This window comes from Desulfitobacterium sp. (genome assembly GCF_982384815.1).
In genome coordinates, this window is sequence record NZ_CEVWNY010000066.1 from 1 (window position 1) to 16,365 (window position 16,365).

The 16,365-nt window shown below is 46.6% G+C and carries 17 protein-coding genes and 2 other annotated features; all 17 genes read right to left on the bottom strand.

Annotated elements, in window-relative coordinates; genetic code table 11:
- Window positions 1-2,309, bottom strand: a 2,309-nt coding sequence (locus tag AC1U9U_RS10580) for a molybdopterin-dependent oxidoreductase (RefSeq protein WP_479960529.1), incomplete at its 3' end; no start/stop codon positions are given.
- 245 nt (window positions 2,310-2,554) lie between these two features.
- Window positions 2,555-5,056: a leucine--tRNA ligase gene (gene leuS / locus AC1U9U_RS10585; RefSeq protein WP_479960530.1), complete on the bottom strand. Its 2,502-nt coding sequence runs from the start codon at window positions 5,054-5,056 to the stop codon at window positions 2,555-2,557.
- Between the two features lie 68 nt (window positions 5,057-5,124).
- Window positions 5,125-5,320 (bottom strand) — a binding site (T-box leader).
- A 177-nt stretch (window positions 5,321-5,497) separates the two neighbouring features.
- The gene (gene rsfS / locus AC1U9U_RS10590; protein ID WP_479960531.1) at window positions 5,498-5,836 is read right to left on the bottom strand and encodes a ribosome silencing factor; all 339 of its coding nucleotides are present in this window, start codon (window positions 5,834-5,836) and stop codon (window positions 5,498-5,500) included.
- The gene (yqeK, locus tag AC1U9U_RS10595) at window positions 5,823-6,401 is read right to left on the bottom strand and encodes a bis(5'-nucleosyl)-tetraphosphatase (symmetrical) YqeK (protein WP_479960545.1); all 579 of its coding nucleotides are present in this window, start codon (window positions 6,399-6,401) and stop codon (window positions 5,823-5,825) included. The genes rsfS and yqeK overlap by 14 nt, the downstream gene beginning before the upstream one ends.
- Window positions 6,402-6,516: 115 nt before the next feature.
- The gene (locus AC1U9U_RS10600; RefSeq protein WP_479960532.1) at window positions 6,517-6,768 is read right to left on the bottom strand and encodes an RNA recognition motif domain-containing protein; all 252 of its coding nucleotides are present in this window, start codon (window positions 6,766-6,768) and stop codon (window positions 6,517-6,519) included.
- An 84-nt stretch (window positions 6,769-6,852) separates the two neighbouring features.
- A complete protein-coding gene (gene nadD / locus AC1U9U_RS10605) occupies window positions 6,853-7,476 on the bottom strand; it encodes a nicotinate-nucleotide adenylyltransferase (protein WP_479960533.1) in 624 nt (207 codons plus the stop codon).
- 4 nt (window positions 7,477-7,480) lie between these two features.
- Window positions 7,481-7,774 (bottom strand): ribosome assembly RNA-binding protein YhbY, encoded by a 294-nt coding sequence (gene yhbY, locus AC1U9U_RS10610; RefSeq protein ID WP_479960534.1) that lies wholly within the window; start codon window positions 7,772-7,774, stop codon window positions 7,481-7,483.
- A gap of 46 nt (window positions 7,775-7,820) precedes the next feature.
- Entirely contained in the window at window positions 7,821-9,095 is a 1,275-nt protein-coding gene (gene obgE / locus AC1U9U_RS10615) for a GTPase ObgE (protein WP_479960535.1), read from the bottom strand.
- 36 nt (window positions 9,096-9,131) lie between these two features.
- The gene (locus AC1U9U_RS10620) at window positions 9,132-9,647 is read right to left on the bottom strand and encodes a Spo0B domain-containing protein (protein WP_479960536.1); all 516 of its coding nucleotides are present in this window, start codon (window positions 9,645-9,647) and stop codon (window positions 9,132-9,134) included.
- Window positions 9,648-9,938: 291 nt separating this feature from the next.
- Window positions 9,939-10,235, bottom strand: a complete 297-nt coding sequence (gene rpmA, locus AC1U9U_RS10625; protein ID WP_479960537.1) for a 50S ribosomal protein L27 — start codon at window positions 10,233-10,235, stop codon at window positions 9,939-9,941.
- A complete protein-coding gene (locus AC1U9U_RS10630) occupies window positions 10,229-10,588 on the bottom strand; it encodes a ribosomal-processing cysteine protease Prp (RefSeq protein WP_479960538.1) in 360 nt (119 codons plus the stop codon). Before AC1U9U_RS10630 ends, rpmA begins: the two co-directional genes overlap by 7 nt.
- 1 nt (window position 10,589) lies before the next feature.
- A complete protein-coding gene (rplU, locus tag AC1U9U_RS10635) occupies window positions 10,590-10,901 on the bottom strand; it encodes a 50S ribosomal protein L21 (RefSeq protein WP_479960539.1) in 312 nt (103 codons plus the stop codon).
- A 10-nt stretch (window positions 10,902-10,911) separates the two neighbouring features.
- Window positions 10,912-10,995, bottom strand: a sequence feature (ribosomal protein L21 leader region).
- A gap of 101 nt (window positions 10,996-11,096) precedes the next feature.
- The gene (locus AC1U9U_RS10640) at window positions 11,097-12,332 is read right to left on the bottom strand and encodes an Rne/Rng family ribonuclease (RefSeq protein ID WP_479960540.1); all 1,236 of its coding nucleotides are present in this window, start codon (window positions 12,330-12,332) and stop codon (window positions 11,097-11,099) included.
- A gap of 10 nt (window positions 12,333-12,342) precedes the next feature.
- A complete protein-coding gene (locus AC1U9U_RS10645; RefSeq protein ID WP_479960541.1) occupies window positions 12,343-13,056 on the bottom strand; it encodes a TIGR03936 family radical SAM-associated protein in 714 nt (237 codons plus the stop codon).
- The gene (locus tag AC1U9U_RS10650) at window positions 13,053-14,909 is read right to left on the bottom strand and encodes a TIGR03960 family B12-binding radical SAM protein (RefSeq protein ID WP_479960542.1); all 1,857 of its coding nucleotides are present in this window, start codon (window positions 14,907-14,909) and stop codon (window positions 13,053-13,055) included. The genes AC1U9U_RS10645 and AC1U9U_RS10650 overlap by 4 nt, the downstream gene beginning before the upstream one ends.
- A 361-nt stretch (window positions 14,910-15,270) precedes the next feature.
- Complete coding sequence (locus tag AC1U9U_RS10655) at window positions 15,271-16,146, bottom strand: M50 family metallopeptidase (RefSeq protein WP_479960543.1); 876 nt, start codon at window positions 16,144-16,146, stop codon at window positions 15,271-15,273.
- 22 nt (window positions 16,147-16,168) lie between these two features.
- The coding region (locus AC1U9U_RS10660) for a peptidoglycan DD-metalloendopeptidase family protein (protein WP_479960544.1) at window positions 16,169-16,365 on the bottom strand (197 nt) is incomplete at its 5' end.

The following is a 16,365-nucleotide window of genomic DNA, read 5'->3' on the forward strand; positions in this document are numbered from 1 at the left end:
AGGTTCTGCATATTTCCTTCAATGTATTGCTCCGGTGTCCAACCGTTCGGTATGGCAGTGATTCCCGGCGCAATTCCTTCGGTAACAAATGCCTTGACAACGCAATAGCCCCGATCGTTATACACCTTAACCTTATCCCCATGGGCAATACCCCGAGCCTGAGCATCCACAGAATTAATCTGAATTTCCGGTTCAGAGGATACAACTTTTAATGCCGGATAGAGCATTTGCTGGGTATGAACATTTAAGCGATCATGGTAATTGATGAGTACCAAGGGATATTTCTTGCCTAATTCTCCTTGCGGATCTTCTAACATCCTGGTATAGGTTGGTACTTCTTGTCCGTATGACTTTAATCTTTCCGTGTAGAACTCGAATTTTCCAGTAGGAGTCTTATACTTTTGGTCCTTAAAGGCATATACCGCATCAAAAATACCATCGGAACGAGTGAAAATTCCCTCTTTCACCCAGGTGTCCCAATCAAAAGCTGCAAAGGCCGGATGTTCTGAGGTCATGAAGGTGCGAACCCATTCCTCATCGGTTTTATTCCAGAGATGGCCCAGGCCAATTCGTTTAGCGACCTCAGTACAGATCTCACAATCGGATTTGCTTTCACCCATCGTTTCGATGGCTGGTTGATCAAGCATAACCCAAGGTGAGCGAACCAGAATATCCCAAACCTCCCAGTGGGTTTTTCCTGGTAAAACCAAATCCACATGCTTTGCCGTCCAGGTCCAGAAGGGGTCCACATAAACAATAAATGGCACCTTAGGCAATATGTCCTTAATGACACGATTAGCATCAGGGGATTGATTGACAAAGTTAGATACTCCTATCCAAAGGAATTTTACCTCGTCATTTTCAATCATATTATAGAGCTGCGAACTTTTTTTCTCGATAAAGGTAGCATCCCCCGTATTGGACCACTCGGCAAAGTTAAAGTCTGGGACAGTAACACCGGGAATAGGATTGATGGAAGAGGTACCACCCATATGGGACGCCCCGCCACCGGAAATTCCGATATAACCCGCCACAGCGGCTAAGGTAGCCACTGTCCGGAAAGGAGCAAATGAGTTATAAACCCTCTGCATCCCCTGACCCATACGAATTCCTGCAGGTTTCATGGTGGCATACTCGTAGGCAAGCTGCTCCACCACTTCTTCCTCCAGTCCACAGATTTCCGCAGTGACTGGAATGGAATATTTAGCTGCTTCCTTCGTCAAATCCACAAAGGAAGGATGACATTTTACCCCATCAGCTGTTACATACTCCCCTGTTAAAGCCGGGTTGGCCCCTGCTGTTCCAGCAGGTACAATACGCTGGGTGTTTTCATCCCAGACAACATAGCTATCATTTAAGCGAAGGTACTGACCATCATCGTTTTTCACGAGGAGAGGTCCGCAGCTATTCGCTTTCAACCAAGCCTTGTCGTGTAAGTCACGGGAAATCATATAATTCATCATGCCTAAGGCCAATGCCGGGTCCGTTTGGGGGCGAATAGGAATCCATTGATCAGCAACGGCTGCACTACTGCATTGACGCGGATCAATGACAATCACCTTGGCTCCATTTTCCCGGGCTTTGATGATATAACGCATTTCACTCGTGTGGGTGTCCGCAACATTACGTCCCCACAGAATAATAAGCTTGGAATTCATGTAATCTCGTGTATCATGACCGCCGCGGGCCTGCCCAAAAACCAGATTCATCCCCATACTGGCACCATGGTCTCCCATTAACCCTTCTGTGCTGTAAGTCGTTCCCCCAAAAGTGGCACCCAATCGGGTCGTCGACTCCCAAGCCAGCTTCGCCAAGTTCCCCGACATGGTAAAGAAAGAAGCAGCATGAGCACCGTATTGTTCTTTTGTCTCCTTAAGCTTCGTGGCAATGAGTTCAAAGGCTTCATCCCAACTAATGCGTTCGAATTTTCCTTCTCCCCGCTCTCCCACACGTTTCATGGGATAGAGCACCCGCTGGGTTGGATCCTGCAGACGCTGGGCATAACTCATCGAGCGCAGACAAGCATTGGGATAATCATCTCGTCCCGGCAAAGGCCCAGGCGTAACGGCCACGATCTTGCCATTTTTAATATGGCCTTTCAGATGACATCGTGAAGTACAGTTTACTGTACAGCAACTGTGAATGAACTTGACAGGCTCCCCATCCTGGGCTGCTTTGGCGGCCATGGTTGGAGCTCCAAGGGCGCCTGCCATACCTAAGGAGCCGGTGACCGTGATAGCACCTACTCCCTTGAGGAAGGTACGACGGGAAATTTTCGTCATCACAATACTTTTGCCAAACTTTTTCATGTTTTTCCTCCTTTCATTTTGCAACCGATTGTCTATATCTACCATAGCATTGCTTCTTGTTCTTTTCTGCACAAAATTGGGCATATGGTGAAAAGATTTACAAGCTTCCGCCTAACCCAAACCATAATTTCCATCCATCGGCAATGGCGTCAAGCAGCATGAAAGTCTGATCGTAAAATAAAAAACAAAGGACAGGCCCTTCGTTTCAACAAACGAAAACCTGTCCTCACAGTTAACTTTTTAACTTACTTCACAACTACATTAACTAACTTACCGGGCACAGTAACCACCTTCATAATCTGCTTCCCTTGAGTCCATTCAGGCAACTTGGGCAACTGACGCACGAGGGCTTCCAATTCTTCGGCAGAAACTTGGGCCGGTACCTGGATGCGGTCACGGACCTTACCGTTGACTTGAAGCACAACGGTTACTTCATCTTGGACGAGGGCCGTTTCATCAACCTGGGGCCACTCCAAGCTATGGATGCTTTCTTCATGACCCAGTTCACTCCAGATCTCTTCCGTAATATGAGGAGCAAAGGGTGACAGTAAGACAAGAATGCTTTCCAAGGCTTCACCGGCTACAGCATGATTAGCGTTGGGCTGCTCTTTATAGAGGTAAAGGGCATTTACTAACTCCATAATGGCACTGACAGCAGTGTTAAAGTTAAAACGGGCACCGATATCGGAAGTTACCCTTTGAATCGCTTGGTGAGTATGGCGGCGCATATCCTTGGCGGCCTTGTCCAGCTCGCCAAAATTACCCTTCTTGGAAGGGGCACCCTCTTCAGAAGTATTTCCTTTCAGAACCTCCTCATATTGAGCCGCTAAACGCCAAACCCGGTTCAGGAAGCGGAAACAACCCTCTACCCCTTGATCGCTCCACTCCAAATCCCGCTCCGGGGGAGCAGCAAACAGGATAAAGAGGCGGGCGGTATCTGCACCATATTTGGAGATGATTTCCTCGGGACTCACGATATTACCCTTGGATTTAGACATTTTGGCACCGCCTAGACAAACCATCCCTTGGGTCAAAAGGTTAGCGAAGGGCTCATCCACTTTGAGGTAGCCAAAATCCCGCAAAGCCTTAGTGAAGAACCGGGAATACAGCAAGTGAAGAATAGCGTGCTCCACCCCACCTACATATTGGTCCACATTCATCCATTGCTCTCCGGCTTGCTTTGAGAAAGGCAGGGTGTCATTTTTAGGATCAGTATAGCGGAGGAAGTACCAGGAGGAACACATAAAGGTGTCCATGGTATCGGTCTCCCGGCGAGCTTGACCACCGCAGGTCGGACAAGTAGTTTGTTTAAAACTTTCCGAGGTAGTAAGAGGGTTTTCTCCAGCTTTAAAGGCTACATCATCAGGAAGCATAACCGGCAGCTGATCTTGGGGAACGGGAACAATGCCGCAATGATCACAATAAACCATGGGAATCGGTGCACCCCAATAACGCTGACGAGAAATCAGCCAGTCCCGCAGACGGAAGTTCACTTTCCGTTCGCCAAAACCATTCCGCTCAGCCTTTTCGGACATTTTCTCCCAAGCATCCATATTCTTTAGACCATCATATTCCCCGGAATTAACCATAATTCCCTCACCAACGAAAGCCGCCTTTAAAGGAGCGTCTTTTTCATCAGCCGGTGTACCCTCGGGCAGGATAACCGTTTTTATCGGAAGTTGATATTTGGTGGCGAACTCAAAATCCCGCTCATCATGAGCCGGAACACCCATCACCGCTCCTGTCCCATATTCCAATAGCACATAGTTAGCGATCCAGATGGGTACTTTTTCCCCGCTGTAAGGATTAATGCAATATGCCCCGGTAAACAAGCCTTCCTTTTCCGTCTCTGTGGAAGTCCGGGCGATCTCATTCAGTCCCTTCATCTTATTGATGAAGGCCTGAACCTCTTGTTCATATTCTGTTCCCACGATCAATTCCCGAACCAAAGGATGCTCCGGAGCTAAGACCACATAGCTTACCCCATAAATCGTATCCACACGAGTTGTATAAACCCGGATTTTGTCCCCACGGTCTTTTACCGTAAACTCAACTTCCGTTCCCTCGGAACGGCCGATCCAATTTTTCTGCATGGTTTTAACCTTCTCGGGCCAGCCGGGGAGCTTATCCAGATCATCCAACAGCACTTGGGCATAATCGGTGATTTTAAAGAACCATTGCTCCAGATCTTTTTTAGTTACGGCTGTATCACAGCGTTCACAGGCCCCATCCACCACTTGCTCGTTAGCAAGAACTGTGGCGCAGGAGGGACACCAGTTTACACCTGCCTTTTTCTTATAGACTAAGCCATGCTTATAGAACTCCAAGAACATCCACTGAGTAAATTTATAATAATCTGGATGACAGGTAGTCACTTCCCGATCCCAATCATAGGAGATACCCATTTCTTGAAGCTGCCGCTTCATATTGGCAATATTTTTCCAGGTCCACTCCGCCGGTGGAGTCTGGTTCTTGATAGCAGCATTTTCTGCGGGCAAACCAAAAGAGTCCCAACCGATAGGATGGAGCACATTAAACCCGCTCATCCGTTTAAAGCGAGCAATTACATCCACGATGGAGTAGTTGCGCACATGCCCCATATGGAGATTCCCCGAAGGGTAGGGGAACATGGCCAAGGCATAGTATTTAGGCTTATCTGAATGATCTAAGGCCCTGTAGTCCTTTCTCTCTACCCATTTTTTTTGCCATTTCGGTTCTATCTCCGAAAACAAATATTTCTCTTGCATAAAATTTTCCCCCTTAAATTTAAGAACCGGCCGTTAGTTGCCCTAAAAATAAAAAACTCCCGTCCCCCTAAAGGGACGAGAGTATACTCCCGCGGTACCACCCAATTTCCATAGCACTTTGTCGATGGTAACGGTTCGCACCGGTACTCATTGTTACTTGAGTACAGCTCCGGGGTGAGTGCACCAAATTCTCATAGCAACTTTCACCGGCCGTTGCCTCTCTGGCATGAGTTCCTTCGGATTGCTCCCCATCAACGCTTTTCTATTCATAAAAGTATATTCTATAATAAGCCATTTTTCTACACTATGTCAAGCTACGACCACATAAGTCGCAACCACATAAGTCGTACAAAGTTAGACCGGTAAAAGGTTAAACCGTTATTCCGGGCAATCGCGAAGATTATTAATGATAAAACGAAACAAGGAACCTGTCCCCTTGTTTCAAAAGGTAACTACTTTGGCGTCTCCCCAGAGGCGCTCCAGATTATAAAACTCTCTTTGGTCAGGGGTCATAATATGAATGACTAAATCCCCGCAATCTACAAGAACCCATTTGGCCTCTTGCACCCCTTCTATCCTAAGAATTGCCATACCGATTTCAGAGAGCTTTTCGGATAGATTATCGGTAATAGCCTTTACTTGAGTAGTGGAATTTCCGGTGACGATTAAGAAATAATCTGTAACCATAGAAATCCCTTTCAGATCTAAAAGAATAGCTTCCCGACCCTTTTTCTCTTCAACGATCTGTACAACACCTTGCAATTGATTATCTGTCAGCAAATTTTTGCCTCCTTTTCAAATCTTCGTAAGTAAGCAATGTCTGAGGATGAATAACGCGCTTATTTTTTTGCAAATAAGCCAGAGTATGTTCAACACATAAGAGTGTACCGTTCTCAAGATTATCATACAAGGATTGACGCAGTTTGTCTACTTTTGGAAAGGAACGCTGTGGCTCCGTTAAATCCGCACTATAGATCAGCATTCCTAATTCGCCCATTCCGGGTGCGCCAAGGGTATGATTGGCAATGGCTTCAAGTACTTCCGCGTCTTCGTAACCGTATTCATGCTTTAACCAGTAAGCCGCCAAGGGACCGTGAAGAATATGAGGATTTTCCTTATCTTCGCGATACTTTAATAAATTCCATTCCATTGCCAGAGCAATCTGTTGTTGAAGATCAAGCTCTTTTTTCAGGTCATGAAGAAAAGCGGCTATCTGAGCCTTTTCCTCGTCCAGCTTATGCCTTTGGGCCAACTCCAAAGCCCATTGTACAACTCCCAGAGTATGGCTGAACCTTCGTGCGGACATTGATCTCTTTGCAAGCATCGAGGCTTCTTGAATATTCAAGCAAAAATACCCGCCTTTATTATAAATATAACTTATGTAACTGCAAACTGTAAAAGATACGCCGAGAAGACCCTGCTTACCGACTTGGAAAAGAGGGCCTTCCGGAACTTCAATTTTAGAGCTGTTGCTTCGGCCTGGCTTCATTGACTGTTAAAGGACGGCCGCCAAAGTCCTTCCCATTTAGATCCGCTGCCATGCGCTCTGCATCAGCATCCTCTACCTCTACAAATCCAAAACCTCTTGAGCGCCCAGTTTCGCGATCCGTAATTATACGGCTGCTAATAACCTGACCATATTGGCCAAAAAAAGAACTGAGATCCTCGGATGTAGTGTTCCAGGGTAAATTTCCGACATAAAGGGTTGCCATTTGCTGTCACCTCTTACTTAATGGATTCGATTTTAGTATAAACAAATCAATCAGAACTATACTTTCCTGATTTTGTAATCATCTCTAGGTATATAAACCCGCTTCCTCAATATAAAGACGTACGGATTCCGGCAGTAAATAGCGAATCGGCTTACTTTCTTTGACCCGCCGACGAATATCCGTAGAGGATATGGCTAAAGCCGGCACGTCAAATAGGTGCATATAGGGAAGAAATTCCGGAAATTCACGCTTTAGTTCTTCCAGAAATTCATGTGCATCAAAGCCCGGTCGAGAAGCACCCACAAAATGGCTCAAGGATAAAACCGATTGAACCTCTTTCCAAGTAAATATCTCCCGGAAGGCATCGGATCCCGTAATAAAATAAAGTTCGTGCTCCGGATAAAGCCCGTGCATATACTTGAGAGTGTCAACTGTATAAGAATATCCTTCCCGCTGAATTTCCACGTCGGAAACTTCAAAAAAGCTATTATCAGCAATAGCTCCTTTCACCATCTCATAGCGGTCGGCAGCGGGAGTGACCCCCCGACCGATCTTGTGGGGGGGATTGCCTGTAGGAATAAAAATTACCTTCTCCAAACCAAACTCATAACGGGCCATTTCAGCGGCCACCAGATGCCCGTAATGCAAGGGATCAAAGGTTCCCCCCATGATCCCGATTCTTTTGGGTGGGCTTAAATTACTTTTCATTTGCTTAATCCGGCAGCTCAATCAGGGGTTTCTTTTTTGATTCACGATAAAGCAGAAAGTTGCGGCCAATAACTTGAACCAACTCCGCACCGGTACCTCCGGCAAGTTCTTCGGCTGCACTTTGGACATCTTCCATACTGTTGGGAAGAACTCTTCCCTTGATCAACTCCCTAGCCTCCAAGGCCTCATTGGTTTGAGTGATGACGGCCTCCGTCACTCCACCTTTGCCAATCTGTAAGATGGGATCCATCTCATTACCCAGACCCCGTAAAAAACGCTTTTGTTTTCCGGTTAGCACTACTTAACCCCCTATCATTTATAACTCATTTATCACGCATAATTCTCTATTCTTCCCACTCAAATTCAAGGCCGCCGATCTGAACCTTATCTCCTTCTTTAATTCCTTCATCACGCAAGGCCTGATCGATTCCCATAGCCTTAAGAATGTTTTGGAAACGATATAGTCCGTCCTCGCTAGCAAATAAAGTCATCTTTACATGCTTTTCAATCTCTTTACCGGTGATTATAAAGTAGTCATTTTCACGGGTCAGTTCAAAACGATTCGGTGCTTCGACTTGGGTCACCTTATGCAGCTCCTCTTCCCGGACAAAAATCTGGGGAGCAGGGATTTCCGGCAAGACCTGAGCAATTGCATACACCAGCTCCTTAAGGCCTTCACCGGTAGCAGCGGAGACCGGGAAAATTCGATACTCTGCTCCCAGTTTTTCCTCTAACCGCTGTAAATTTTCTTCCGCACCGGGAATATCCATTTTATTGGCCACAATAAGCATCGTACGAGCAGCTAATTCTTGACTATATTGGCGAAGTTCATCTTTGATGATTTGAAAATCTTCTAAGGGATCTCGTTCCTCCGAACCGGCGATATCCAAAACATGAAGTATCAAACGGGTTCTCTCCGTATGCCTTAAAAACTCATGACCCAGTCCTGCCCCGGTGTGTGCTCCTTCGATTAAACCGGGAATATCGGCAACAACGAAGCTCTCCCCATCTTCAAGCTCCACTACCCCGAGGTTGGGCACTAAGGTGGTGAAATGATAATCCGCAATTTTGGGCTTGGCAGCGGAAATCCGGGAGATGATTGTTGATTTTCCTACATTAGGGAACCCCACTAACCCCACATCAGCCAGGAGCTTTAGCTCAAGCAAAAGGTTGCGTTCTTCTCCAGGCTCACCGTTTTCGGCAATCGTAGGTGCTTTGTTGGTATTACTCATAAACCGGGCATTGCCACGGCCGCCCCTGCCACCGGTGGCTACAATCACCTTTTGACCATGTTCAATGAGGTCGGCTAAAATTTCCCCGGTATCGGCGTCTTTGACCACGGTCCCTACCGGAATCCGGATAGTCATATCCTCGCCGCTTTTGCCATGCATATTCTTTCCTTGGCCGTGTTCGCCCCGTTCCGCTTTATAGTGGCGCTTATAACGGAAATCCACCAAGGTCCGCAGCCCTTCATCGGCCACAAAAATCACTTTGCCCCCACGACCGCCATCCCCACCGCTGGGACCACCTTCGGGAACGTATTTTTCACGGCGGAAAGCGACCGCCCCTGCTCCCCCGTCTCCGCCTTTGACATAGATTTTCGCCTGATCATAAAACATGTAATATCCCCTTCTGACCTTTAACCTTATGTACAATTACTTTGAACCGCTTAAACTTAAGCAATTGTCCCAAACCACATTATCGCCATCAGCTAAAGTACAATAGCATCTTAAGTCTTCTGCATTTTCGCATTTGACTTCTACGATAGGTTCCTCTAAACCTTGATAGCGTGCCTTGATAGCAGCCAAACACTCATTAGTGTACCCGTATAAGACTTCTCCGTATTCTTCTTGCCAAAAGTCTTGCCAAAAGTCCGTCCCTTTTAGAGGACTGCTCAATTGAATCTCCACTAATACATCTTCTTGACGTAAAGCAATGACAAAGCTTAGTAAAATTGCGCCAACAATCTCCTGAGGGATTTGACCAACTTGCTGCTCAGCCTCCAGCCCCCCGACCCCATCCCGCAGATAATGCAAAGCCCGCTCCGGCTGACCCAGCTGCAGATAACCGGCAACCACCTGCCAGTGATTCAAGAAGTCATGGCGCTGAAGACGATAATGATCCAATTGTTCAGCTAGAAGCCTTCGCTCTAAGGTGTGTTTATCAGTCATCAAGATCACCTTCTCAATTTGATAAGATCCTTCGGTCATTCTTTCCTCAGGATGACACCCTTATCAAGCTTTGTCATGCTGAGCGATAGCGAAGTATCCTAACCCGAAATGTATTCTCTCCTATTAGACAAAAAACCCCTGGGTTTTTCCCCAGGGGTGCGGTTCCGAAATTTCCCAGGGCCAACCGCCACTAAACTCTAGCAATAAAGCAGGTATTAAGTGGCGCTAGGCACTGGATAAGTCAGCTAAACTTCAGGTGAAGCAAAATGCTCCACCTGAAGTAAGTTTCCTTTAAGCTTGAGCAGCCTGGCGCTCAGGATAAATGCTAACTTGTTTACGGTTACGATCTTTGCGCTCAAATTTTACGTAGCCATCGATGGTAGCAAAGAGGGTGTCATCCTTACCCAAACCACAGTTTTTGCCAGGGTGAAACTTCGTTCCCCGTTGACGAACGATGATATTTCCTGCGGTAACGAATTGACCGTCTCCACGCTTCACACCCAAACGTTGAGCAGCACTATCACGACCATTTCGCGAACTACCTACCCCTTTTTTATGGGCAAATAATTGCAGATTCATTTTTAACATGGAGTCCACCTCCTCCGATTGATTTTAACATATTTTTCACCATAGTTTTGCTGAATTCCTTCAACACCTAAAACCATGGTTCTTAAGATCCATTGGGCTTGTTCCAGTGTCCAAGGCTCCAAAGCAGGAAGAGTACAGCTTAAAAACCCTCGCGGATCGTCCACTTCAACCTCCGGTTTAGTTGGGAGAAAATATTCCAAGCCGTTGACAGCTGAGATACTAAGCGCGGATACGGCGGCACAGACAATATCAACTCCGTGCTCGGCATATCCGGCGTGCCCTGATAATTCAAACTTGTGAATCAGTTGGCTGTCATCCAGCCAAAGATCCAAAGTAATGCCCTGATTCTTCATCTTAGGCTTGGATTGCCTCAACCACTACTTTTGTGTAGGGTTGACGATGTCCTTGTTTGCGACGATAATTCTTTTTAGCCTTATACTTAAAAACAACTATCTTTTCGCCTTTGCCATGCTCAACAACTTTAAGCAGAGCTTTAGCACCTTCGACAACCGGAGTACCGACTTTCACTGCGCCGTCTTTTTCTACCAGAAGAACTTTGTCGATGGTCACGGTATCTCCCACATTAGCGTTAAGCTTTTCCACGAAAAGAACTTTACCTTCTTCAACCCGGAATTGCTTGCCACCTGTTTCAATCACTGCGTACATTATTTACACCTCCCATGCCTAGACTCGCCTTTTCAGGCCGATTTTTATTAAAAAATCCGTTAAAATTGCCTGTTTCGTGCGGTTGCGGTGAGAAGTCACCACATTTAGATATTCTAGCATCAAGTAGTATCTACTGTCAATTACTTCTAAGATTTTCTTTAATTTTTGCGTAAGCGGAATGTGACAACACCCCTGTCACACCCTGCCCAATCCCTCGCATTGGGGACAAGGCTGACTATACCTCACCTCGAGAGTTTGGCCAACTTTTTTACGGGTTATTTCCACCAGGCCCAGTTGAGTGATACCCATAATCTGGCTCTTTACCTTATCCCTGGCTACCGCTTTTTCCAAAATTCCCAGTAGTTGCACCTTATCCTCTTCCATGGTCATATCGATGAAGTCGATGATGATTATTCCCCCCAAATTGCGCAAACGAAGTTGCTTGGCAATCTCAAGGGCTGCTTCCCGATTAATATGCAGAATTGTATCCTGTAAGGATTTTTCCCCCACATATTTTCCCGTATTCACATCGATAACAGTCAAAGCCTCAGTCTGTTGAATTACTAAATAGCCGCCGCTTTTCAGCCATACCTTCGGACGTAAAGCCTGGCGGATTTTATCATCGATTCCATAACGGTCAAAAATATTTTCTTCATAGAGCAACCGCACACGATTGGCAGCGGGATGCCCCAATTCCTTCAAAGCATTGCGCATCCCATCTGCTACTTCCGGCTGATTTACCGTAATTACTTCCACCTCTTGATCCACCCAATCACGGATGGCCCGAGATACTAAATTCACATCTTGATGCACCAACCCCGGAACCGAAACATGGGGAATTTTCCCCTCAAGCTTGTCCCATAAAGCAACACATTCCTGAAGGTCTTCCCGCAATTCTTTGCCATCGATTCCTTTGGCTAAGGTCCGAACAATTATCCCTTTTCCAGTGGGGCAAGCTTCCAGAGCAATTTCTCGGAGGCGGGCCCGTTCCTCATCTTCAGTGATCTTGCGGGAGACACCCACATATTCGGTGTTTGGCATCAGAACCGCATAACGCCCCGGTATGGTAAGATTTGTAGTGATTCTGGCCCCTTTTGTCCCCACCGGCTCCTTGACGACCTGTACCAGGATTTCCTGGCGGGGTTTAAGCGCCTGCTCAATTCTTAGCTCGGTGGAGGGGGGGAGCTTTTCATCCTCATCATATTGGAAGGGTACCGCATCACCTACATAAAGAAAAGCATTCTTGTCCAGCCCGATATCGACAAAGGCCGCCTGCATACCAGGTAAGATATTGATAACCCGCCCTCGATAAATATTACCGACCAAGCGGGATACCGAGGCTTCCTCTTCATAAACTTCAACCAGTTCCCCATCCTCCAAAACCGCCGCACGCATCGTCTGACCTTGACCTTGCAGAACTATCTCTTTCAAGGGCGTTTCCTCACTTCCCGAAAGCCTCATCCATAGGGGAATACTTCCGACCCTCATATTTGGCAAAGATACCGGTGCGTCTGATCCGAAGATAATCAAGATCCAGGGGTAGGTTTTCTAAATCACTAAGACTGGCAATGACTTCCTCCGGCCGCACACTGCCTTGATTGCCCACCTCAATTTCCAGTTCAAAAACAACCCTATCTCCTTGAATCTCCCCAGTTAAAACCTTTACCCAAGGCCGAATATCTTTTTCCACTCTGCCCTTTTTACTATACCTTGCATAGGGAACATGCTCCCTCTTCAGCCAAGCCTCGATTCCTTCCTGAAGGCGTGCTTCACCGACAGGCAAGCCCAAGGCTACTGTAACCTGATAGCTGGCAGCATTGAGCACAGCCATCAGAGCCTTAGCCGATTGAGTAATGTAGCGTCCCTCAATCAGACGGATTCCCATGGGAAGCTGCTCCTGCAAACGACCCAAGAGCTCCTTTAGATCAATCTCTTGTTCGAACTCAATATCTACATATTCGTGTTCACCTTCAACTCCAACCGCTAAAGCGGAGCCAAAGGAAAGCTTCGGATGGGGATTAAATCCCTCGGAATAGGCCAAACGGACTCCGGCTCTCCGCAAAGCCCTTTCAAATACCTTAGCCAAATCCAAATGGGAAATATATTTCGCTTCATCAAGCTTTGTGTAGGCTACTCTTACCCTCAAGGTCTTCACCCTTTCAAATCAATCTGAACCCCACGTTCCGGACAGATTCCGCACCCGGTGCAATCTACATAGCGGCAATCCAGAGTCCGGGCCTGTTTCAACGCTTTATAGTGTTCATTAATAAGGAAACGTTTGTTTACACCACTTTCGATATGATCCCAAGGGAGCACATCATCGTAATCCATTGCCCGGTTAGCATAGAAATGGGGATCAAGACCCAATTCCTCCAGGCATTCCAACCATGTTTCATATTTAAAATGTTCATGCCAACCATCGAACTTGCATCCCTTCTTTACCGCTAACTCCAGAACATCAGCCAGACGTCTGTCCCCTTTGGCAAATACTGCTTCCAGATAGCTGGTCTCCACATCATGGTAATTATACTTAATTCGTCGATCCCGAAGTTTTTCCCGCAAGTATTTTTGCTTTTGCGCCAAAGATGCCTTTCCTTCTTGAGGTTCCCATTGGAAGGGGGTGTGGCTTTTAGGGACAAAGGAGCTTGTGGACACAGTAACATTTACATTGCGCCTGCCTAAGCGTGTTCCCAACTCCACTACTTTCTTAGCCATGGCGGCTATGCCATCGAGATCCTCTTGAGTCTCTGTCGGCAAACCAATCATAAAATAGAGCTTGATATTGGACCATCCAGCTTTAAAGGCCGATTCTGCCGCATCAAAGAGATTCTCTTCGGTAACCCCTTTATTGATCACATCGCGTAGACGCTGGGTTCCTGCTTCCGGAGCAAAGGTAAGGCCTGATTTTCTAACCTTTTGAACTTCTTCAGCCAGTTTTACATCAAAGGAATCCAAGCGTAAGGAGGGCAAGGATACATTGACTTTATCTGCACTGTGCTTATCTAGGATACCCCGGATAACCGGTTGAATACAGCTATAATCACCGGTGGAAAGAGAAGTTAAGGAGATTTCCTCATAGCCCGTGGACTTCACCAGCTCATCAGCATGCTTTAACAAGGTTTCCGGTGAGCGCTCCCGGACAGGTCGATAAAGCATACCTGCCTGACAGAAACGGCACCCCCTGGAGCAGCCCCGCATGACTTCCAACATCATGCGATCATGAACGATTTCCATATAAGGAACAATGGGGTTAGTAGGGAAAAAGCTTTTATCTAAATCTACAACGATAGCCTTTTGAATAATTTTAGGAACCCGCGGATCTGCTTCAATGGCAAGAATTCTTCCATCTTCTTTATAGGCGACCTCATAGAATTCCGGCACATAAGCCCCTTCCACTTGGGAAACTTTAAGCAGGAATTCCTCCCGGGCAACTGGATTCTCCTTTTGCTTCTGAATTAAGCGCAGCAGTTGGGGAAGGGTTTCCTCAGCTTCGCCAATCATGAAGAAATCGATAAAAGGTGCAAGCGGTTCCGGATTATAGGCACAAGGGCCGCCGGCAATAATCCAGGGATGCTCCGGTCCACGGTCTTTGGCTCGTAAAGGTATTTCCGCTAAATCCAACATATTTAGGATATTGGAAAAACTCATTTCATATTGAAGAGTAAATCCTACTACATCAAAATCTCGAAGCGGGTGAGATGATTCCAAAGCATAGAGAGGAATATGGCCCTCTCTCATTCTTTCTTCCATGTCCACCCAAGGAGCAAAAACCCGCTCACAAAGAAAATCATCATCGGAGTTGACTAAATGATAGAGAATTCGCAGACCTAGATGGGACATCCCCACTTCATAGACATCCGGGAAAGCAAAAGCCATCCTGACCTTGGTCTGATTCCAATCCTTGTGTACCGCATTCCATTCCGATCCTAAATATCTGCTCGGCTTCAAAACCTTGGGCAGGAAACGTTCCACCTGCTCGCGAATCTCAGCCGCATTATTGTCCTTCATGCCTTAAGCTAGTCCTCCTTGTTGAATTATAATTTAGTAATTATTAATTATAACACAACCTTGGAGGATTTACACAAAGGAAGGCCGAAAGATCCTTCGGTCGCCCTCAGGATGACACCACATTATGTCATACTGAGCGCAGCGAAGTATCTTGACCAATACTATTTTACATCCCTTACTTCTGCAAACTGCGCAGAGCACACTAGGACGTAAACTCGGTATGGAGACAGGGTTTCAGCCAAAATCGCCTTCCCTGGCTCTGTTGGCTGCGCCTCACGTCCGTGTGAGTCGCCCTGGCTGAAGCCTTTGTTCTCGTTTTCGTCAAGTTTGCTTCTCAGCTTGTTAGAATCAAATATTATAATTAAAGCTTCCCCACAGGATATTGTATCCCCTTCTTGAGCATCCCTTCCACCACTTGAGTTTCCGTCAAAGTTCGCTTAATCCCAAATTCCTCACCTCCCGGAAGATGGATAAGAGCATAACGATCGGGGGTTAACTCCTCCACAATGCGGATCAGTGGGATTTCCTCTGTTACGGTAATTACTTTGCTCCTCATCAATCCTTTTTGAAGAAGTTCCTCTTTTTTGCGGGTAATTTGACGTAAAAAAGTAAGTCGTGCCGAAGAAATTTCTTTCTGTCCGGATACCCAGAAAAAACCGGCAAGCAGAAAACAGGTGGCGATCCCGTCATATGCCCCTTTACCTATCATAGTAACGCCAACCATGGCAAGAATTAAACCAAAAACCTGACCGGCTCTAGCTAAGGCTTTGGTGGACCGAACAAACCCAAAAGCATCGGCAAAGAGTGCCCTTACTACTCTCCCCCCATCAAGAGGAAGCACCGGAACCAGGTTAAAAACCGCTAGCCAAAAATTGAATCGGACAAAATCCTCAGATATCGGCCCCAGCCAAATCCCCTTCAACCGTAAGGCCTGGGCCCCAAAAAGCAGGATTAGATTAAAAACCGGCCCTGCTAAAGCCATCAAGCTCTCTTCTAGTTTCCTTCCTTCGAACAAGTCTTCACATTGGGCTGCTCCCCCAAAGGGATAGAGTTCCAGCCCCACCACCCGAAAGCCATAAGCTTTAGCCGTCAACAAATGAGCCAGTTCATGTCCTATAACCAGCAGGAAGATAAATAGAGCCCGGGTAAACAATCCCAGGGCTCCATAGGCCAATAAAACCAGCCAAAATGTCGGATGTACTTTTATGCTTAGCCCTTGAATACGAACAATCTCCATTATTTTCTCCCTTTTTCTTTTTCTAGTTTGCCGGAACTAAATATGGCAGAGGATCGACAGGCACGCCGTCTTTGTAGATCTCGATGTGCAGCCAAGTTTTCTTAAGAGGTGCGGAAAGTCCCACAGTCCCGAGAACCTGCCCAGCCTCTACCCGCTGTCCTTGGGCAACTTCAATATCGCCAAAATTACCGAGAACCCCCGTCCAGCCATTGCCAAAGT